This is a genomic window from Alteromonas hispanica, assembly GCF_010500915.1.
In the GTDB taxonomy this organism is placed as follows: Bacteria; Pseudomonadota; Gammaproteobacteria; order Enterobacterales; family Alteromonadaceae; genus Alteromonas; species Alteromonas hispanica.
Map to the genome: position 1 here is coordinate 42,804 of NZ_JAAAWP010000004.1, position 18,389 is coordinate 61,192.

The 18,389-nt window shown below is 44.5% G+C and carries 22 protein-coding genes; 6 read left to right on the forward strand and 16 right to left on the reverse strand.

The window, feature by feature from the left end; genetic code table 11:
• The first annotated feature begins 96 nt into the window (after positions 1-96).
• Positions 97-771 carry a hypothetical protein gene (locus GTW09_RS08080; RefSeq protein WP_203565685.1) on the forward strand — a complete coding sequence of 225 codons (675 nt, stop codon included), beginning with the start codon at positions 97-99 and terminating at the stop codon, positions 769-771.
• Here GTW09_RS08080 and GTW09_RS08085 read toward each other — a convergent pair.
• From GTW09_RS08085 to rpoE, 10 genes are all read right to left on the reverse strand, one after another.
• Complete coding sequence (locus GTW09_RS08085) at positions 747-1,526, reverse strand: TatD family hydrolase (protein WP_163111484.1); 780 nt, start codon at positions 1,524-1,526, stop codon at positions 747-749. The two genes, GTW09_RS08080 and GTW09_RS08085, sit on opposite strands and share 25 nt — an antisense overlap.
• Positions 1,527-1,553: 27 nt before the next feature.
• A complete protein-coding gene (gene pdxH, locus GTW09_RS08090; protein WP_071980096.1) occupies positions 1,554-2,192 on the reverse strand; it encodes a pyridoxamine 5'-phosphate oxidase in 639 nt (212 codons plus the stop codon).
• Between the two features lie 115 nt (positions 2,193-2,307).
• Positions 2,308-3,234: a GTPase Era gene (gene era / locus GTW09_RS08095; RefSeq protein ID WP_163111485.1), complete on the reverse strand. Its 927-nt coding sequence runs from the start codon at positions 3,232-3,234 to the stop codon at positions 2,308-2,310.
• A complete protein-coding gene (gene rnc / locus GTW09_RS08100; RefSeq protein ID WP_071980098.1) occupies positions 3,227-3,907 on the reverse strand; it encodes a ribonuclease III in 681 nt (226 codons plus the stop codon). Before rnc ends, era begins: the two co-directional genes overlap by 8 nt.
• Positions 3,907-4,809 (reverse strand): signal peptidase I, encoded by a 903-nt coding sequence (lepB, locus tag GTW09_RS08105; RefSeq protein WP_163111486.1) that lies wholly within the window; start codon positions 4,807-4,809, stop codon positions 3,907-3,909. Before lepB ends, rnc begins: the two co-directional genes overlap by 1 nt.
• Positions 4,809-6,605, reverse strand: coding sequence for a translation elongation factor 4 (gene lepA, locus GTW09_RS08110; RefSeq protein ID WP_071980100.1), 1,797 nt, complete (start codon positions 6,603-6,605; stop codon positions 4,809-4,811). Before lepA ends, lepB begins: the two co-directional genes overlap by 1 nt.
• 327 nt (positions 6,606-6,932) lie before the next feature.
• A complete protein-coding gene (locus tag GTW09_RS08115; protein ID WP_163111487.1) occupies positions 6,933-7,388 on the reverse strand; it encodes a SoxR reducing system RseC family protein in 456 nt (151 codons plus the stop codon).
• On the reverse strand, positions 7,381-8,400 hold the full coding sequence (locus GTW09_RS08120; RefSeq protein ID WP_163111488.1) for a MucB/RseB C-terminal domain-containing protein: 1,020 nt from the start codon (positions 8,398-8,400) through the stop codon (positions 7,381-7,383). Before GTW09_RS08120 ends, GTW09_RS08115 begins: the two co-directional genes overlap by 8 nt.
• A gap of 134 nt (positions 8,401-8,534) precedes the next feature.
• Positions 8,535-9,116, reverse strand: coding sequence for a sigma-E factor negative regulatory protein (locus tag GTW09_RS08125; RefSeq protein WP_071980103.1), 582 nt, complete (start codon positions 9,114-9,116; stop codon positions 8,535-8,537).
• Positions 9,117-9,215: 99 nt separating this feature from the next.
• The gene (rpoE, locus tag GTW09_RS08130; RefSeq protein WP_071980104.1) at positions 9,216-9,794 is read right to left on the reverse strand and encodes an RNA polymerase sigma factor RpoE; all 579 of its coding nucleotides are present in this window, start codon (positions 9,792-9,794) and stop codon (positions 9,216-9,218) included.
• A gap of 196 nt (positions 9,795-9,990) precedes the next feature.
• On the opposite strand from rpoE, the gene nadB reads away from it, so the two are divergent.
• Complete coding sequence (nadB, locus tag GTW09_RS08135; RefSeq protein ID WP_100972528.1) at positions 9,991-11,676, forward strand: L-aspartate oxidase; 1,686 nt, start codon at positions 9,991-9,993, stop codon at positions 11,674-11,676.
• A gap of 79 nt (positions 11,677-11,755) precedes the next feature.
• On the opposite strand, the gene GTW09_RS08140 is transcribed toward nadB, so the two are convergent.
• From GTW09_RS08140 to GTW09_RS08145, 3 genes are read right to left on the reverse strand one after another with little or no spacing between them, the layout of a single operon-like run.
• A complete protein-coding gene (locus tag GTW09_RS08140; protein WP_163111489.1) occupies positions 11,756-12,661 on the reverse strand; it encodes a MaoC/PaaZ C-terminal domain-containing protein in 906 nt (301 codons plus the stop codon).
• A gap of 26 nt (positions 12,662-12,687) precedes the next feature.
• Positions 12,688-13,227 carry a protein YgfX gene (locus GTW09_RS17800; protein ID WP_420809545.1) on the reverse strand — a complete coding sequence of 180 codons (540 nt, stop codon included), beginning with the start codon at positions 13,225-13,227 and terminating at the stop codon, positions 12,688-12,690.
• The gene (locus GTW09_RS08145) at positions 13,214-13,465 is read right to left on the reverse strand and encodes an FAD assembly factor SdhE (protein WP_071980107.1); all 252 of its coding nucleotides are present in this window, start codon (positions 13,463-13,465) and stop codon (positions 13,214-13,216) included. The genes GTW09_RS17800 and GTW09_RS08145 overlap by 14 nt, the downstream gene beginning before the upstream one ends.
• 193 nt (positions 13,466-13,658) lie before the next feature.
• On the opposite strand from GTW09_RS08145, the gene ygfZ reads away from it, so the two are divergent.
• A complete protein-coding gene (gene ygfZ, locus GTW09_RS08150; protein ID WP_163111490.1) occupies positions 13,659-14,684 on the forward strand; it encodes a CAF17-like 4Fe-4S cluster assembly/insertion protein YgfZ in 1,026 nt (341 codons plus the stop codon).
• 57 nt (positions 14,685-14,741) lie between these two features.
• Positions 14,742-15,227 (forward strand): FKBP-type peptidyl-prolyl cis-trans isomerase, encoded by a 486-nt coding sequence (locus tag GTW09_RS08155; protein WP_163111491.1) that lies wholly within the window; start codon positions 14,742-14,744, stop codon positions 15,225-15,227.
• 75 nt (positions 15,228-15,302) lie between these two features.
• On the opposite strand, the gene GTW09_RS08160 is transcribed toward GTW09_RS08155, so the two are convergent.
• Both GTW09_RS08160 and nadE read right to left on the reverse strand, forming a co-directional pair.
• Positions 15,303-15,641, reverse strand: coding sequence for a P-II family nitrogen regulator (locus GTW09_RS08160; protein WP_032096901.1), 339 nt, complete (start codon positions 15,639-15,641; stop codon positions 15,303-15,305).
• A 2-nt stretch (positions 15,642-15,643) separates the two neighbouring features.
• On the reverse strand, positions 15,644-16,480 hold the full coding sequence (nadE, locus tag GTW09_RS08165; RefSeq protein ID WP_071981303.1) for an ammonia-dependent NAD(+) synthetase: 837 nt from the start codon (positions 16,478-16,480) through the stop codon (positions 15,644-15,646).
• A 271-nt stretch (positions 16,481-16,751) separates the two neighbouring features.
• Here nadE and GTW09_RS08170 point away from each other — a divergent pair, with 271 nt between their 5' ends.
• Positions 16,752-17,348 carry a GspH/FimT family pseudopilin gene (locus tag GTW09_RS08170; RefSeq protein ID WP_163111492.1) on the forward strand — a complete coding sequence of 199 codons (597 nt, stop codon included), beginning with the start codon at positions 16,752-16,754 and terminating at the stop codon, positions 17,346-17,348.
• Between the two features lie 27 nt (positions 17,349-17,375).
• On the opposite strand, the gene GTW09_RS17805 is transcribed toward GTW09_RS08170, so the two are convergent.
• Positions 17,376-17,762, reverse strand: a complete 387-nt coding sequence (locus GTW09_RS17805; RefSeq protein WP_157812692.1) for a type IV pilin protein — start codon at positions 17,760-17,762, stop codon at positions 17,376-17,378.
• Positions 17,763-17,835: 73 nt separating this feature from the next.
• On the opposite strand from GTW09_RS17805, the gene GTW09_RS08180 reads away from it, so the two are divergent.
• Complete coding sequence (locus tag GTW09_RS08180) at positions 17,836-18,378, forward strand: pilus assembly FimT family protein (protein WP_163111493.1); 543 nt, start codon at positions 17,836-17,838, stop codon at positions 18,376-18,378.
• Positions 18,379-18,389 lie beyond the last annotated feature (11 nt).

Genomic DNA, 18,389 nt, shown 5'->3' on the forward strand with positions numbered 1-18,389 from the left:
CTACCCAATTGGGCGCCGTAATAAAATATGGTCTTTCAAATTAGTAAGATTTATCCTACTGTTATCGATACGTTTATCCCTTTACGGAATTTTATATTGGCAAAGGCCGAAACACCATTAACAACTGCATCAGTAAACCATTCCCACTCTCTTTACACCGTTATAAAAAGAGTGATGCATACGCTATTGGCTAGTCTTGTTATTGCTCTATTAGTTGCGTTATTGCTTATGCTGCAACGTTACCAACAAGAGTGGCTGCATGCTCAAACCGCCTATGCGGGAAACAGTGCCGCCCGTCAATACGCCAAACTATTACAACCGCTAATGAGCAAGCCTGACGCCAATGACGATAAGAGTGCCAATGCATCTGTTGCCCCTCAACTCGGCAACCTCAAGTCAGTAATAAAGGTTTTAGCTGACGAGCCCCATGTCCTTGGTATCTCAGTATTTGATGAAAAAGGTCGATACCTCGCACCTTTACCTAAAACTGAAAGTGTAGTCAGTCTTAATCGATCGCACGACGTGCTGCCTATCACGTTTGTTGAATCGATTGTTAGCGAGCAAGGACGAGTTGTTGGCTACCTCCACATACATATGGACACAGAGAAAGTGTTAGAGGCGCCGTTGTCGCTTCGCTCTCAGCTGTTTGTGATTGCGGTAATAGTTTTATTTATTGCGTTGGTAGTAGGCATTTACGTGACAAGAGGCTTTTACAAATTCCGGCCTTGGCTATTGGATGCCATCACTCAAATATTAAAAAGGCGATTGTAATTTGTTGTCGTTATATTAATAAGCTCAGATGGCTCGATGTCGCTAAGCGCTGTCATTGCGTCTATCACATCGGTAATAAAGCGTGGCATATTGGCCTTACCTTGTCTCCCCGACATCGGCATATCCGGTGAATCCGTTTCTAGTAATATTCTGTCAGAATAGTAGCGGATAAGATGAGCTACTGTATCTCGCGTTTTCTTCGCACGTTCATAGGTAATTGTTCCGCCAACACCAAGATAGAACCCTTTGTCGATATAGCGTTCTGCCACATCGATACTGCCCGAAAACGCATGTATCACGCCAGAGCCTGAAAATACCGATGACTTAAGTGCTTCAAGTAGCAGGTGGTGAGACTTACGATGGTGGAGAATAACTGGCAGGCCTTGCGCTTCTGCAAGATTGAGATGGGCGTGAAGGCTTTGCTTCTGCATTTTCATACATACAGAGACATGACCGTCTAACCCTGTCTCACCAATAGCGCGAACGTTACTATCAATGGTCTTTTCTAACATAGCCAGTGATTCGGACAATGACTGCTCATTCTGCAAAAGAAAATAAGGATGTAGACCTATCGCGATATCAATCGGCAAAATATCAGAATACGTATTTTGGTAGTATCGTAATGTACTCCAAGACTCGGGAGTGATCCCCGGTACCATGAGCCTCTTCAAACCATTTTGTTTTGCAGTCGCTAATACGTGTGGGATGTCGTCGCATAAGGGGGGCAGGTTAAGATGGCAATGACTGTCTATCATGTTCCCCCCTAATCACGCGTATTCCAATTAAGGCATAAGCCGTTGGGTATTCCACTGGCCTTGCTCGTCTACATTGTATTCAATTCGGTCGTGGAGCCTATCTTCACCACCTTGCCAGAATTCGATTTGATGCGGCACTATTCTAAATCCGCCCCAAAAATCGGGCACTGGCAGTTCTTTGTTAGCAAATTTATCTTTTAGCTGCTGGAACTGAGTAAGTAGTAACTCTTTACTTCCAATGGGCTTACTTTGTTTGGACGCATAGGCTGCCAGCTGACTGTCTTTTGGACGAGAAAAAAAGTAGGACGCATTTTCAGCCGTTGACAATTTCTCTACTACCCCGCAAACCCGCACCTGACGCTCCATAAAAAACCATGGAAAATGGCAAGAAACCTTAGGGTTTGACGCTAGCTCCTGAGCTTTGCGACTTCCCAAATTGGTGAAGAAAACAAACCCGTTTTTATTTACATCTTTAAGTAATACTATGCGCTGAGAGGGTTGACCAGTTGAATCAACGGTAGCCACAGTCATAGCAGTTGGATCAGGTATGTTCGCGTCAATAGCGTCTTTAAGCCACTTATCGAACAGTTGAAAAGGAGTGTCGGTTAAGTCAGACTCACTCAAGGTTCCCTTTGAGTATTGCCTACGCATATCAGATATAGCCATCAGTCTCTCCCGCGCAACCTAGCTAAAACTACTTTTAAAAAGCGTTAATAGGTTGCGCATATACGAAAATCTACAAGACCTTAAAAACGGAAAAGGGCTAGGAAGGGATCACATACTACAGGTTGCTGTCATCGCCATAACCCAGTGAGCGCAAAGCGCGCTCGTCATCAGCCCAACCTTGCTTCACTTTCACCCAGAGTTCTAGAAACACTTTATTATCGAAAAGGTTTTCCATATCTTTGCGTGCATGCTCGCCAATGGTTTTTAGATGCTTTCCGCCCTTACCTATGATCATCCGTTTTTGTGTTTCACGCTCAACTAGAATAAGACCGCTTATTCGATAGACGCCGTTTTCGGCCATTTTGAACTGCTCTATTTCCACCGTAGTAGAATAAGGTAATTCGTCACCGGTAAAGCGCATTAGTTTTTCGCGGATAATTTCTGCGGCCATAAACCGACTTGAGCGGTCGGTAATATAGTCCTCAGGGAAAAAGAATTCACTTGGGGGTAAAGATTTAGCCACGAGCTCGCGAATATCATCAACCATTTTGCCCTGCTTCGCACTAATGGGGACAATATGTTCGAAACTGTGTTTTTCACCAAGCATGCGCAAGTGAGTAACAAAGCCTTCTCTGTTCTCAACCTTGTCCATTTTATTAACGATGAGATAGCACGGTAGGTTAGACTGTTTGACCTTGGAGAGCACCATTTCATCTTCGGCATTCCAGCGATCGCCTTCAATCACAAACAGTACTAAGCCCACCTCGGCAAGTGAACTTGACGCAGCGCGGTTCATGTAGCGGTTAATGGCGCGCTTTTCGTCTTGGTGAAGCCCTGGCGTGTCAACATAAATAGCTTGGTACTCACCGTCAGTATCGATACCCAGTATGCGGTGTCTCGTGGTTTGTGGCTTTCTTGAAGTAATACTGACTTTTTGACCAAGCAGACGATTAAGCAAAGTGGATTTACCAACATTCGGACGGCCTACAATGGCAACTAGACCACAGCGTGTCTGCGGTTCACCTTGATCAATATTAGTCATCGAGCTTCTCCAGCGTTAGACGGGCTGCTTCTTGTTCGGCCTTACGGCGGCTATTGCCAGATGCTTTTACTGGCTCAGCCAAGCTTTCCACTTTGCAGCTAACTTGGAAGACTTGCGCATGGTCCTTACCTGAAATGGACAGCACTTCGTAGGTAGGAAGAGGAAGTTTACGACCTTGTAAAAATTCTTGCAGTCGCGTTTTATTGTCTTTTGGATGGGCATTGGGGTCGAGTTTGCTGATCCTGGTTTCCCAGAGTCTGTCGATAACACCACGAACTTCGTCCATGCCAGAGTCTAGGTATATGGCGCCAAGCAGTGCTTCAACGGCATCAGCTAATATAGAGCTTCGGCGATTGCCACCGCTTTTTAATTCACCGGGCCCCAAGTTCAATAGCTCACCCATACTCGCCTCTCTAGCCAACTCGGCAAGCGTATCGCCTTTGACCAAAGTAGAACGCATTCGGGTTAACTTTCCTTCAGGCACATCGGGAAACCGCTTATAAAGGGTTTCGCCAATAATCATGCCTAATATGGCATCTCCCAAAAACTCCAGACGCTCGTTGTGCAGCTTAGCTGCGCTTCTGTGAGTAAAAGCTTGGTCCAGCAAAGCCACATCGTTAAATGTATAGTCTATCGCCTTATAAAGACGATGATATTTATCGATTCCTTGCATCAATGAATGCCGCCTACGCGTTCAAAGCGAATGCCTGTTGGTATCCACGAAGGCAACACATCTTCTTGCTTACGTTCAAACTCAAATGAGACCCAGATAGCGACGGCTTTACCCACTAGATTTTCATCAGGTACGAAGCCCCAAAAGCGGCTATCTCGACTGTTGTCTCTATTATCACCCAACACGAAGTAATGGCCTTCAGGCACTATCCACTCGTTGCGGCGTGTTCCTGGCTGGGTGTAAAAATTCACCGGAGAGATATCGCGCATTGGGTGGCGTAAAATATCATGCTCGATATCACCAAGGGATTCTGTGTAGCGCATCAGCTGTGCCATATCTTGCACAAATTCACCTCGTTCTTGAAACGAAAGTGGAACAGCCTCTAATTTAGGACAATTGTTTTTATCTGTGCATTTAGGTTTTATAAATACCTGCTTATTTTGATAAACCACGGTATCACCCGGCATGCCGACTACGCGTTTTATATAGTCAATTCCAGTGTCTTCAGGATATTTAAACACAACCACATCACCGCGCTCTGGAGCACCAGTTTCAATAAGCTTGCTACGAAAAACAGGGTCTTTCACGCCATAAGCAAACTTTTCAACTAGAATAAAATCCCCTACTAACAGCGTTGGCATCATTGAGCCTGAAGGTATTTGAAACGGTTCATACAAAAAAGACCGCAATACCAATACAAACGCAATAACCGGAAAAATTTGCTGGGCGGTATCGACCATATATGGCAACTGAGGATCTTCACCATACCCCGCGTTCTCTGCTGTTGATGCCGCCTGCAATCGAGCTTTGCGCTTTGGCGCAAACACTAGGCTATCGACTAGCCAAATAAGCCCTGTAATTAGCGTTAGCGCCACTAAAATCAGGGAAAAGTAGTTCGCCATTATTTACCTACCTTCAATACTGCAAGGAACGCATCCTGTGGCAGTTCAACGTTACCCACTTGCTTCATGCGCTTCTTACCTTCCTTTTGCTTTTGAAGTAGCTTTTTCTTACGACTAACGTCACCGCCGTAACACTTAGCAATAACGTTTTTACGTAATTGCTTAACCGTGCTACGCGCAACAATATGGTTTCCAATAGCTGCCTGAATGGCAATATCAAACATTTGTCTTGGTATTAATTCACGTAATTTTTCAACCAGTTCTCGACCGCGGCCCTGAGAATTTTCTCTGTGCGTAATAACCGCTAACGCATCCACTCGTTCCCCATTTATTAGAATATCCACACGCACCATGTCAGAGGTTTGGAAGCGTTTAAAGTTATAATCTAACGAGGCAAAACCACGGCTAGTCGACTTTAAGCGGTCGAAGAAATCTAGTACAACCTCAGCCATAGGAAGCTCGTATGTCACTGCAACTTGTTTGCCGTGATAGGTCATGTTTGTTTGCATGCCGCGCTTTTCTACACAAAGCGTAATAACATTGCCAAGATATTCTTGCGGAACCAAAATATTCGCTTCGACTAGAGGCTCTCGAATTTCTGCAATATCATTCACCGGCGGCAGTTTCGCTGGACTGTCCACCGTCAGGGTTTCACCCTTTGTGGTTTCAACTTCGTAGATTACTGTTGGCGCTGTGGTGATAAGACCTAAATCGTATTCACGCTCTAGACGCTCTTGAATGATTTCCATATGCAGCATGCCAAGGAAACCAATTCTGAATCCAAATCCAAGCGCTGCTGAACTTTCTGGCTCATAAAACAAAGACGCATCGTTCAGGCTTAGCTTTGCAAGCGCATCGCGGAAATCTTCATAGTCGTCAGAGCTAATTGGGAATATACCGGCATAAACCTGAGGTTTGATCTTCTTAAACCCTGGCAGCATTTCGGTAGCAGGCGCTTTGGCTAATGTGATGGTATCGCCTACCGGCGCACCTTGAATATCTTTAATGCCGGCAATGATGAAACCAACTTCGCCAGCTCTAAGAATACCTGTATCCAGAGGCTTTGGCGTAAATACACCAATTTTATCAACTTGATGAATTTGTCCGTTCGACATGATTTGTATCTTGTCTTTTTTGTTGAGTTGCCCCTCAACAATACGAACTAGCGACACAACCCCTTGATAGTTATCGAACCAGGAGTCTATGATCAGCGCTTTAAGCGGCTTTTCTCTATCTCCCTCTGGCGGCGGGATTTTGTTAACAATAACTTCAAGTACATCTTCAATACCAATGCCTGTTTTCGCAGAGCAGCGAACGGCCTCTAGTGCGTCAATGCCCACTATATCTTCGATTTCTTCTGCTACGCGGTCAGGATCGGCTTGAGGTAAGTCGATTTTATTCAAAATCGGAACCACTTCCATATCCATTTCAATTGCAGTGTAACAATTTGCTAGTGTTTGAGCTTCTACGCCCTGACCTGCATCAACAACCAGCAGTGCTCCTTCACAGGCAGCCAAAGAGCGCGACACCTCATAAGTGAAGTCGACGTGTCCCGGAGTATCAATGAAGTTCAACTGATAAGTTTCACCATCTTTGGCGTTGTATTCCAGCGTTACGCTTTGTGCTTTAATTGTAATTCCGCGCTCTTTTTCCAAATCCATGGAGTCAAGAACCTGTTCAGCCATTTCACGGGTGGAAAGTCCACCACAATGCTGAATAAGACGGTCAGACAAGGTCGATTTACCATGGTCAATATGGGCGATAATACTGAAGTTACGAATGTGCGATTGTTGCATAATGCTGGAAATTACCTGCAGAAAAATTCATTAAACGAAAAATACCACTCGCTTTACGCTAAAACGTAAACGCGGCGCGTGCGGATTTTACCCATTTATCCGCTGAAAAGCGAATTAGCAACAGCATATTTTGCTAAAAGGCGTATGCGATGAGATGAACTGTTAGTGAAGGAAGGTGGAAAGAGATTGTTGTGATGATTTACTAAGGATGCAAATGCGATGAGGTTGAGCGGGCTAAGGATTGTTAGAAAGCAGGTTGATACAAGGTGGACGGTAAGTGAGCTTTAGAATAGTTGAAAGCAATAAAAGCTTACGTTAAGGGCATTATTACTCATTATCGGCAAAATGAGTGTTGAGTAACACGGGTTGATACTTTGATGATTCAACACGACGCAGCTTTTTCGCAATGTATTTATACACAATAACTGTCGCAACTACGCTAGGTAAAACACCCCACAATTCCTGCGTAAGATTCATTTGCTGTAGAAAATAAGACGCAAGTGAGAAGCAAATAATAAAAAAGATTAGGGGCAGTAAATAAAGCCATGCCGATGCACTAAGCACACCCGCTTCAGGTATACCAATAGTGACATTTTGCCCCACTTTCACCGTCATAGGGGTAGATAATGTTAGCCGCTGCGTCTTAGGCGCTAGGGCACGAGATATTGCGCCGGTGCCGCAGTCGCTCTGCGCCTGGCAACTGCTGCATGTTGACTTTATCGCAGCTTCAACTGTCACTTTGTCGCCCTCTACAGCAACGACTCTTGCTGACTCTTTAATCATTGTTTTTACTAACTGAACTGATTGATGTCGCTATGGCTTTCGCAGTTTGTAACGGTATTTCGCCAAGTATCGTCACCTGCGCTTTACCCGCTTTCAACGTAAGAAATGTACTCACTTCATTACGTAAGGCTATATCGCCACCTATCGCCTCTTCAGCAGGCTGGACATAAACTGAAACGTCTACTAATCCATCACTGAACATTTTGTATTCCACTACTTGTCCAGTTAACGCTAAACGTCGAGTATCTCTTTTCACTTCGCTCATACCAACAGGTAAATAGTTAACCTCCCACCCGTGCGCTCGCGACTGTGTACTTGGCATTGTTATAGGGTCTGGTAATGACGATTGATTGATGCGAGAAAAATAAACAGAAGGCGTTTCCGTGATAGTGAACGCACTCACTTGAATTTGTTCTAGCACGCCCCCCTGCAAATCGAGCATGTTGAGTTTTAATAGCATGCCAGACTCTTCATCTAGCCAAAGTTGGTAGCCAAAACGTGTGTTATCTCGACTCACCACTCGTATTTGCTGCGCCGGACGCCCAGCTACCCTCGCCCTGCCAACAAGCACAAACTCATAGCTTTGCAGCAGTGTCTCTGGGTTGTGCAATAGAAGGCTTGGAATGGGCCCATTGATAAAACGCGAACGGATGCTGTATGGCTGGGTATCAGGTTCGAAAACACTCACGATGCTGTCAACACGAATAAGCTCTCTGCCTGGCCCATTTTGCAGATTTAACTGCTCTACCTTGGTCCCATCATCAAGAACCGCATGTCTCCACAGATAGGGAACCGTTTCCTTACCCACCGTCGTTTGCACGAAAGAAACTTGGTAATTTGCCGAAGTAATGAGTGACTGGAGTCGCTTGAGCCACTCTACCGACGTTGTAGGCGAAGCGCTGTCATCACTTTCTTGGTTCGTAGGTTGCAAGTTTGATTGGGCATTTGACGAAAATGGCGTAACAAAAGAGAGTGTGAGTAAGAAAAAGAAAACAGATTGATTACAGCGCATTTTTCCTTGCCTTTAAAACAGACATACCAGCACGACTAAATGCTGGTATGTGAAGAAACTAATTGAACACTTTTTACACAATTAATTACGTGACCTCGTAGGATAATTGATCGTGCTCATTGGACTGATAGTGGTTAAGGACGATCTGGTTCCTCAGATACCTTTTCCTCTTCATCTATCTGTACCTGTTTCAATTTTACTTGCTGCTCGTGGTCTGCGATAAGCGCATTAATTTTGCGTTTTTTTGCCAGCACTTCGTTCATATCGTTACGCGGTAACGTTCGTGTTTGTTCTAGGCTAACTGGCGCAAGACCACCCTGAGGACCAGCAGTTGGGGCCGTAGTGAAAGGTTCAGACGGCGCCGGTTGATTCAAATGCTGAACCCCTAAAATAACTGCTAACGCTACTGAAGCTGCCACGGCGAACTGTCCAGATTGTGCAGCAAATGGAATAACATTGCCAAGCACAGGGATAGAACGCCATCGAGATGTTTTTGGTGCAACAATCGCTGGCTCATTATCTAGCGCAGCAGCGATACTCGCAGTAAGGTCCATTTCTGGCGCTACGCTCGCTTCTTTTCGCATTGTACTTCGGATGACGTGGTATCTCTGCCACTTAGCTTGAAGCTCCTCATCTTGCTTTATAGCATCGATGATTTTATCGTCTTCTACTTCACCATCCATGAATGCGGACAATTTTTCTTGCTGTTGCGTCATATATTCATATCCAGATCGACTTGATCGTTAACTACCCTAACACAGCTGTTAGTCATCTCAGAAAAAAGAAAGTTCATCTTTTTTAGAATTTATTTAAATTTAATTTTCTAACAGCGGTTGAATCACTTTGTCTATTGCTTCTCTTGCCCTGAATATGCGAGATCTTACTGTGCCAACAGGACAAGACATAACACTTGCTATCTCTTCATAGCTAAGACCTTCAATTTCACGCAGCGTAATTGCCATTCGCAAATCGTCGGGAAGCTTTTCGACCACTTTAAACAGGGTTTCCTCTAATTCATCAGAGAGTAAACTGCGCTCTGGTGTAGATTGCTCTTTAAGCGCATCACTTCCCTCATAATAGTCAGCCTCTTCTGCGTCCACATCACTAGCAGGTGGCTTTCTCCCCTGGGAAACGAGATAGTTTTTCGCGCTATTAACCGCTATACGGTAAAGCCACGTGTAAAAAGCACTATCTCCACGAAAATTAGGTAACGCCCGATACGCTTTAATAAAGGCTTCTTGTGTAACATCTGCTACGTCGCCAGTATTTTTCACGTACCTAGAAACTAAATGCATAACTTTGTGCTGATAACGTGTTACCAACAAATTAAATGCGTTCTTATCTCCACGTTGTACTCTTTCGACCAGCTGCTGGTCGGTTATCTGCTCGCTCATTCGAGCCATTACTCCCTACTTCACATACACAATAGCTCTATTAAGCCTGTGTGTAGACGTGTTCTTCTAAAAAAAGTTCTAATAAAGCATTAAATATTTTAAAAATACTTTACTCACGCCCTAAGAATTATTGTGTTTTGCCACTCATCCATTAGACTTGCCGAACCTTTGCTCGTTTGAAATGATATGAAAATACATGAAATCTGGATCGTCTTCACTAACTTCCACACCAAATGGCATAGAACATCGGTGTGATGTGTTAATAATCGGGAGCGGCGCGGCTGGTTTAAGTTTAGCATTAAAGCTCGCAGATCACTGCCAAGTCATTGTGTTGAGTAAAAGCGACAGAAACGAAGGCTCTACTCGCTACGCACAAGGCGGTATTGCCGCGGTATTCGATGAGCAAGATTCTATCGACGCCCATGTTAACGATACATTGAACGCAGGCGGAGGCTTGTGTGAGGAGCCGGCGGTTCGCTTTACTACAGAACGAGCCAAAGAGGCACTAGAATGGTTAATAAGCTATGGCGTGCCCTTCGACAGAGAAAAAACCGAATCTGGCGAAGACAAATTTCACCTTACTCGTGAAGGGGGTCACAGCCATCGCCGTATTCTTCACGCTGCAGACGCGACCGGCGAAGCGTTACAAATAACGCTAAACGACGCTGTATCTACGCACCCTAACATTCATTTTTTTGAACGTTATAATGCAATCGACCTCATTCCTTCACAAACAGAAGAGAATACCTGTGTTGGCGCCTATGTGTGGAACCGTCAACAAGAACATGTAGAAGTTATTCGCGCCCCCTTTATCGCTCTAGCAACTGGGGGTGGAAGCAAGGTTTACCAGTACACCTCTAATCCTGATGTTTCGAGTGGCGATGGCATTGCCATGGCGTGGCGCGCAGGATGTAGAGTGTCTAACATGGAATTTAACCAGTTTCACCCTACTTGTTTATTCCACCCGCAAGCACGCAATTTTCTTATTACTGAGGCATTACGAGGCGAAGGCGCCAACCTCTGCCATGCTGACGGCACTCGGTTTATGCATAAATTTGATGAGCGCGGTGACCTTGCCCCACGAGATGTGGTAGCGCGCGCCATTGACTATGAGATGAAGCGACTTGGCGCAGATTGTATGTATTTAGATATCAGTCACAAACCTGCTGACTTTATCGTTAAGCATTTTCCGAATATTTATCGAAAATGTCGCTCTCTGGGTATCGATATTACGCGAGAGCCTATTCCTGTGGTACCGGCAGCACATTACAGCTGCGGCGGAGTTGTTACAGACTTCAACGCAAAAACTGACTTAAATAACGTTTACGCCATTGGTGAAGTAGCCTATACCGGCCTTCATGGCGCGAACCGAATGGCGTCGAACTCGTTACTTGAATGCGTTGTTTTTGCTAGCGCCGCTGCAGACCATATTATCAGTAGTCTTCCGACACAAGATTGTGATGAAGTGATTGCGCCATGGGACGAGAGTCAGGTGTCGAACTCAGATGAAGAAGTCATTATTCAACATAACTGGCACGAACTCAGACTGTTCATGTGGGACTACGTTGGTATCGTTCGCACTGATAAACGCCTAGAGCGCGCTATGCGCCGTATCAAATTGCTCGAACAAGAAATCACTGAATATTATTCTCACTTTAGAGTAAGTAATAATTTACTTGAATTGAGAAATCTCGTGACGGTTGCCGAACTTATTGTTCGTTGCGCTATGGCTAGAAAAGAAAGCCGTGGACTGCATTTTAACCTAGACCACCCTGGTCAACTGAGTAACCCTAAACCCACTGTTTTAGTGCCGCGGAAACAGTTGTCGGGTGAAGATGTAGGTGCGTTAATTACTGAAGGCAGCTTTAGCGGAATGTCATAACGGCGTTTCTCATTGCCTCTGATAACCCCGATAGCCCGCTTGAAGCAACAGTCTGGTTAGGGCGCGTCAGAGGCAGTAATTAATAATCAATTTGGGCAGATAAATGCGTGATGGTATCGTCGATACTACTCACTTCTAACTGAACACTCTCTTTTGCGGCCGATGGACAATGCGATGGAAGTCGATAAATTGTCAGCACTTCTGGCAATAGCACTGGCTTTTTAAACGTACACACTATTCGTTTAATCTTTTGCGTATGCGACTCATCGCCATCGCCTAATCGAGAGGCTACACAGGCCAACGTCCACATTCCATGAGCGATTGCGCGCTTAAATCCAAACACCTTTGCAGAGAGCATCGATAGATGAATGGGGTTGTAATCTCCCGAAATAGAAGCGTAGCGCCTACCTGTGTCTGATGTTGCGTCAATTTTTGCGATAAGTTCTCGCTGCTGGTTTTCCAAAACCTGAGAAGTTGTATCTCTGCCCTGCTCGCCGAATTTGCGATGTGTATGAGTCGGCTTAGGAGCAACATGTACGGCTTTCACTTTTACCAAATAGCTACTTACTGCACGATAAACAGATTGGCCGTTTTGCAATGCATCAAGCACTATGTCTACTTCCCAGCCTTTAGTATGTGCTCGTACGTCATTGAACCTCACGCGACACTCAAAAGGCTCGCTGAAATCACAGTCTTCAATCACATGTACATCATTGGCACAGTGAATTAAACCTAATAGAGGAAAAGGGCTTTGTTTGTCGAGCAAGCAGCGCATTTGAAGCGGTAGCGACAGCATTTGTAAATAAAGTGGATGCATTTTGTCGCTGTTGGGCCACGCAACTTCCTCACAATATTTACTGTAGTGTTTGTTATCAATACGCAGAGTTTTTGTATGAATTCGTTGCGGCAGCCTAGGCGGCTTGAATTGCATTAGTTGACGCTTGTCTACACGTTTAAATAGCGCTTTTGAATATTCACTTAGCATACATTTCGTCCCTCGGGCATGTTGACCTAAGCCTTTTTTCTAACATAATTTACTGCTCTACAGAGCCTGCGATAATCCCGCTCGGAACATTCACCTTTTAAAATCCAACCAAAGTGCGTGTGGCTACGACTAAAACACTTTGTTTTCACACGAGCCGTCTCAAGACAAATTCCCCATGGATATAATTGAGATGAGCAGTGAATTTGAAAGGCACTGTTTTGCTCTGTGTCGCTGGAGATGTAAGTCACGAGATGCTGTTTAATGACTTTGTTAACGCTGCGATGGCCCCCATTATCGTCATAGCTAACGTATATGCCCCCCTCATCCGTCAACGTAAAATCGAAACTTTCTTGGTGGTGTCTATACCTAGTATCATGTCTAAGCGACGAACATACCCATAAGACTAAGGCGACAGACGCAAAAATAGTTACCGTCGCCATATCAATCCATGTTGAAAAGGCATCGGGCAACGACATCAAGCATACAAGACAAATTAAGCTTAAGGCGGCCCGATTAAGCGCAGTTCTATAACACGTAAAAGTTACGTGTATTCTATACTTTGACACGGTTTACGACAGTGGACACCATCGCAGCTAATTCAGGGTCTTCGCATTTTTGATGTCCCATGAACCATGCGTACAAATCAGGATCGTCACTGGTTAGCAAGCGTTCAAATGTTTCTTGATCTTTATAAGTCAGCTCGTCGAACGCTTGCTCTACAAAGGGAAGCAATAATACATCTAATTCCAACATACCTCTTCGGCATGCCCACTTTAGTCTCGCAAGTCTTTTGGGTTCAAACATAAATTTTTTCAACCTTATTTGTTATCCCTAAATAGTACCACGGGCGTCGTGCCAGGATCACTGCTCTTTTGGTCTGATAACAAAACTAACAGTAACTTAACGCTTAGAATTTTAATCTTATTTAGCTCGCCCCTTGATAAAATCGAGTTTTGCCATACCTTGACATAACGAACAGCAATAAAAGAGTTTGACCATGTCTCATTCCAATACCTTACTTACCTTAGATTCACTGCCAACCGATTACACGGTAGAGCTAAACGGCAGTATGATCATTTCACTAGAGGGTGAGCAGGCAGATAGCTACTTACAGGGCCAATTAACCGTTAATATAAATACGTTAGATGAAAAAACGGTTCGCCACTACGCGCATTGCGACAATAAAGGTAAAACATGGTCTTCAGGGCTTATTGCCCGTTATGGAACCAAAATCCTTTTACTGACAAATAAGGATGCAGGCGCTCGCACTCTTGCTGAGCTTAATAAGTATGGCGTTTTTTCTAAAGTCGACATTGTCGATAACAGTGAAGAAATGCATGCATATTTTGTATCTCGTTCAGCGGCAAAGAATTTATTAGGCCCGCTATTTTCTAACTCCCCTTTCGTAAACGATGAGTCTCCTGAGCCTCTTATCAGTCATCAAGCCAAAGAAGGCCTGTGTTTTGAAACTGACACCAAACAACCTGGCTATGTTGTAATACTGAATGCCAGCGCAAGTGAAAAACTCAGAGAAAACATAGCTGAGCACGCCATTGCCTCATATTCACACACCGTGTACGACGCAATAAAAATATCCAATGCGCACGCTCAAATTAGTGGTGATACTGTGGGCGAATACGTCCCGCAAATGCTCAATTTGCACGCACTCAATGCGATAGATTTCGACAAAGGCTGTTACATGGGTCAAGAAGTTGTTGCAAGAACTCGCTTCTTGGGTAAAAACAAACGCGCAGCATACGCTTTTCACGTTGCAGAAAGCGTTGAGTTATCAGCGGGCGATACGGTTGAAAAACAGCTTGGCGATAACTGGAGAAGGGCTGGTCAAATTATCAGTGTTGCTAAGCTGGAAGGTGAGACATGGTTTATGGCGGTGCTATCAAATGAAACAACCGAAGAAGATTTACACCGTTTGGCTGATCATAGCGCTATAACCTGTTACCCTTGCCCCTTGCCGTATAGCATAGAGCAACAAGCCAGCAATATCGTCAAGAAACGTCGATAGGCGCAGCGGCAACCGATTTACATTCATTTACCCTCACGGGACAACTTAGGATTTTTTATGACTATTACCTCTGACAGCGTTGTTACACTTCACTACACTGTTTCAACCGAAGATGGAACCACTCTGGACTCATCTGAAGGAAAGGAACCGCTAGTTGTGTTACTCGGTCAACGCTTCCTTATTGAGGGACTAGAAGACGCACTAATTGGCAAAGAAAAAGACGAAAGCTTCAATGTTTCTGTTGCACCGGAAAAAGCATACGGCGAGCGAATCGACGAGCTAGTACAAACAGTTCCACGCTCTATGTTCGAAGGCACAGAAGTGGAAGTAGGCATGTCATTTCGTGCAACAACACCTCAGGGCGAGCAATCGGTCATTATCATAGAAACCACCGATGACGAAGTTGTTGTTGACGGAAATCATCCTCTTGCAGGTATTCCGCTAACGTTTGACGTTAATGTTGTTGATATTCGTGAACCTACCGCAGAAGAGCGCGAACACGGTCATGTGCACGGACCAGCAGGTTGTGGACACGACCACTAAAGTGGGCGAATCTGAATATCAAAAAAGGGAGCTATTTCGCTCCCTTTTTTAGTGCATTTTGACAAGTTTCAAAACTTATATAGCGTCTTCGTTTTGCTCACCGGTACGAATTCGCACAGCGCTTTCTACGTTATAAACAAATATTTTGCCGTCGCCAATTTTACCCGTTTTAGCTGCTGATTGAATGGCATCTAAGGCTTGCTCAACGCGTTCGTCGTCGAGCACTAGCTCAACCTTGATTTTAGGTAGGAAATCAACTTGGTATTCAGCTCCGCGGTAGAGCTCCGTATGGCCTTTTTGCCTACCGAAACCTTTTACCTCGGTTACTGTCATCCCTGCAATACCGACTTCAGCTAAGGCTTCCCTGACATCGTCCATTTTAAATGGCTTAATGATAGCTTCGATTTTTTTCATGATTACAACTCATCGTAAATTGTTGGAATGGGTACACGCTTGTGTTGTGTACGTTCATAAATATAAAGCAATTTCTCTTCCACTTCAGCAGGCACTGGCTTACCTTCGAGAAAATCATCAATCTGATCATAGGTCATACCCAGCGCCAACTCATCGGCTTTCTGCGGCGCAAGACTCTCTAAATCGGCGGTTGGCGCTTTAGTAATAATATTATGTGGCGCTCCCAAATGAGCAGCTACAGCGCGAACTTGTCGTTTGCTCAGCCCAAACAAGGGTGCAAGGTCACATGCGCCATCACCATATTTTGTGTAAAACCCTGTAATATTTTCAGCTGAGTGGTCTGTACCCAACACAAGTCCGTCTACCATGCCGGCAATTTCATACTGAGTGACCATGCGGGTACGCGCTTTCACGTTCCCTTTTACAAAATCTTGTTTGGCAATACTGTCGGGCAACAACCCTGCAGCTTCCAATGCTTGGCTTGTCGAAGCGTGTATTGCATCTACTCCCGGCTGAACGTTTACCGAAACTGAATGCGTGGGCTCAATAAAGTCTATAGACTGCTGAGCATCGTCTTCATCTGCCTGAGTGTCGTAAGGCAGTCTTACCGCTATGAACTGGTAGCTTTCGTGATTTTCATGGTTTAGTTCATTAACAGCGAGTTGTGCCAACCGACCTAACGTGCACGAATCTATGCCACCGCTAATTCCTAATACTAAGGCATTTAACCCTGAGGTAAGCAACTGCTTTTTAATAAATGAAACTCGTCTCGCAACCTCAAATTCAACATCGATTTCAGGAAGCACTTGCATCTCTTTAATAACTGCTTGTTTTTGCATCATAATATCCACGTATATTTTAAGCGTCTTAGTAGGAGAGTTTACGATAATATGAATGTAGATGTTAGTGGCAACGTAAAAGGCCACGTGTCATAGTATTGAGCGTCATTAGGTTATCGTAAAGACGTATAGCGAACCATGCGCAATAGGAGCAACATATACCCTATTGCGCAGAGTTTTAGTGTACGCTAAAACATACGCCATTTGTGCATCAAATTTAATGCTTCGGATTAAAAAAGTGTCAGACTTTCAACATAAGCTTTGAGTAGTAATGATAAAACAACAAAATCAACATAGTCGAACTCAACCTGATTTAGCGTTAGGCCCTCGGCAAGCGGGTCTCACGCTGCTTGAACTCTTAATTGCCGTCGCTATCGTTGCTATTATGTTAACGACAGTGGCACCTGCCATTCAAAGCATACTCATCAAAAGCAGAATTACGTCTGATTTAAATAGCTTAAGCGCTGTGGCTCAACGCGCCCGGTTTACCGCAGTCGACGAGCAATCGAGGGTTGTTATGTGCCCTACAGCGAACTATACAAGCTGTGTAACCGACTGGAAAAATGCGACTATGATCTTCGTTGATGCTAACCTCAATGGCTCAAGAGACGCCTCTGAAGAACTCATTACCACCAGCGATCCACTTAACAGTGCAAACTCTATATACGGTATATCCGGTGCTATCACCTTTGATGAGCAGGGCGGTATTAGTCAAGCTGCCACCATTACTTTATGCCCGAAAGATAACAACACCGAATATGCCTCTGCGCTTCTGTTATCTCTTTACGGGCGAATATCAGTAGCAGTGGACAGCGACGGTGACGGAAAAAAGGAAAACCTTTCTGGTGCTGCGCTGAGTTGTTCATAAGACAAGAAATAGTATAAAGATAAAAATCTAAAACCTGCTCCAGCAAGCTTTAGGGAGTAACTCGCTGGCATTAACAATTAGCGTACTGCAAGGTGACTTTTTGTCAAAGTATGTGAGTATAGCTTTAAATTCATAATGGCTTGCAGTACTCGCCACCTCTTTAATAAGTACGCCACTAGCATCGATATCAGGTAAGTGAGATAAAGAAACGTATGCACCAGTGCTAAGCCAATGACGGGACTGAATAGACTGAAGCTTTATCATGTGACTTTTGGCCAAAAACCTAGACGTTAGCCTTTGACTTTCTTTAAACGTCTGCATTGTCAGCAAGCTTAGTATCGCCACAATAGATATCGTTATTAACAGCTCCACTAAAGTAAAGCCCCTAGAATCACATTTTGAATTCCCTTCCATAGTACAGATTACCTTCTACGCCATTCACCGATACATTAAGCCTATCAAGTCATTTAGAAAGGGATAACCGATCTTGAGCACGGTTTTAGACGTGAGAGCTCCTCACAACACACTACACAGAGGCATGTCGCTAATAGAATTGATGGTGGCATTAGCAATTTTAAGCATTGTACTGACTCTTTCACTGCCATCCTTCGCTAAATGGCAAGAAGCTAACGAATTCAAACAGGCGCTTAGACATATGACACAGCTCGCCGAATCGGCAAAAGTGGCTGCCATATCATCACAGTCTGATATATCGGTGATAGTAGATATTAACTCGGGACAATGCGCTGGAGTCAGTGATTTGTCCTTATGCGACTGCACCGTTAAAAATGCCTGCAGGGTAAATGGCGTGGAACATATTTTTACCGCTGAAAGCCTTAAAACTAAGCTGACGACCTCTGACAACAAAAACCGTCTTATTACCTTTGATAAATTTGGTGCAGTGGATTTTGGGCACAACACCACTGTAAATGTGCATAGCGCCTCTTATTCTGGAAAAGTAGTGATCAGCGCATTAGGGCGAGTAAAGCAATGCTCTTACGGACACCTTGCCGGAGTAGCGAAATGCTAGCAAGCATAATT

Bases quoted from the DNA above. Each gene is read 5' to 3' on its own strand.
- pdxH (WP_071980096.1), bottom strand. From the start codon at position 2,192: ATGGCTATATCTGATATGCGTAGGCAATACTCAAAGGGAACCTTGAGT.
- era (WP_163111485.1), bottom strand. From the start codon at position 3,234: ATGACTAATATTGATCAAGGTGAACCGCAGACACGCTGTGGTCTAGTT.
- GTW09_RS08115 (WP_163111487.1), bottom strand. From the start codon at position 7,388: ATGATTAAAGAGTCAGCAAGAGTCGTTGCTGTAGAGGGCGACAAAGTG.
- rnc (WP_071980098.1), bottom strand. From the start codon at position 3,907: ATGCAAGGAATCGATAAATATCATCGTCTTTATAAGGCGATAGACTAT.
- rpoE (WP_071980104.1), bottom strand. From the start codon at position 9,794: ATGAGCGAGCAGATAACCGACCAGCAGCTGGTCGAAAGAGTACAACGT.
- lepB (WP_163111486.1), bottom strand. From the start codon at position 4,809: ATGGCGAACTACTTTTCCCTGATTTTAGTGGCGCTAACGCTAATTACA.
- nadE (WP_071981303.1), bottom strand. From the start codon at position 16,480: ATGCAAAAACAAGCAGTTATTAAAGAGATGCAAGTGCTTCCTGAAATC.
- GTW09_RS08170 (WP_163111492.1), top strand. From the start codon at position 16,752: ATGATAAAACAACAAAATCAACATAGTCGAACTCAACCTGATTTAGCG.
- lepA (WP_071980100.1), bottom strand. From the start codon at position 6,605: ATGCAACAATCGCACATTCGTAACTTCAGTATTATCGCCCATATTGAC.
- GTW09_RS08085 (WP_163111484.1), bottom strand. From the start codon at position 1,526: ATGATAGACAGTCATTGCCATCTTAACCTGCCCCCCTTATGCGACGAC.
- GTW09_RS08160 (WP_032096901.1), bottom strand. From the start codon at position 15,641: ATGAAAAAAATCGAAGCTATCATTAAGCCATTTAAAATGGACGATGTC.
- GTW09_RS17805 (WP_157812692.1), bottom strand. From the start codon at position 17,762: ATGGAAGGGAATTCAAAATGTGATTCTAGGGGCTTTACTTTAGTGGAG.
- GTW09_RS08125 (WP_071980103.1), bottom strand. From the start codon at position 9,116: ATGACGCAACAGCAAGAAAAATTGTCCGCATTCATGGATGGTGAAGTA.
- GTW09_RS08155 (WP_163111491.1), top strand. From the start codon at position 14,742: ATGACTATTACCTCTGACAGCGTTGTTACACTTCACTACACTGTTTCA.
- GTW09_RS08145 (WP_071980107.1), bottom strand. From the start codon at position 13,465: ATGTTTGAACCCAAAAGACTTGCGAGACTAAAGTGGGCATGCCGAAGA.
- GTW09_RS08140 (WP_163111489.1), bottom strand. From the start codon at position 12,661: ATGCTAAGTGAATATTCAAAAGCGCTATTTAAACGTGTAGACAAGCGT.
- ygfZ (WP_163111490.1), top strand. From the start codon at position 13,659: ATGTCTCATTCCAATACCTTACTTACCTTAGATTCACTGCCAACCGAT.
- nadB (WP_100972528.1), top strand. From the start codon at position 9,991: ATGAAATCTGGATCGTCTTCACTAACTTCCACACCAAATGGCATAGAA.
- GTW09_RS08120 (WP_163111488.1), bottom strand. From the start codon at position 8,400: ATGCGCTGTAATCAATCTGTTTTCTTTTTCTTACTCACACTCTCTTTT.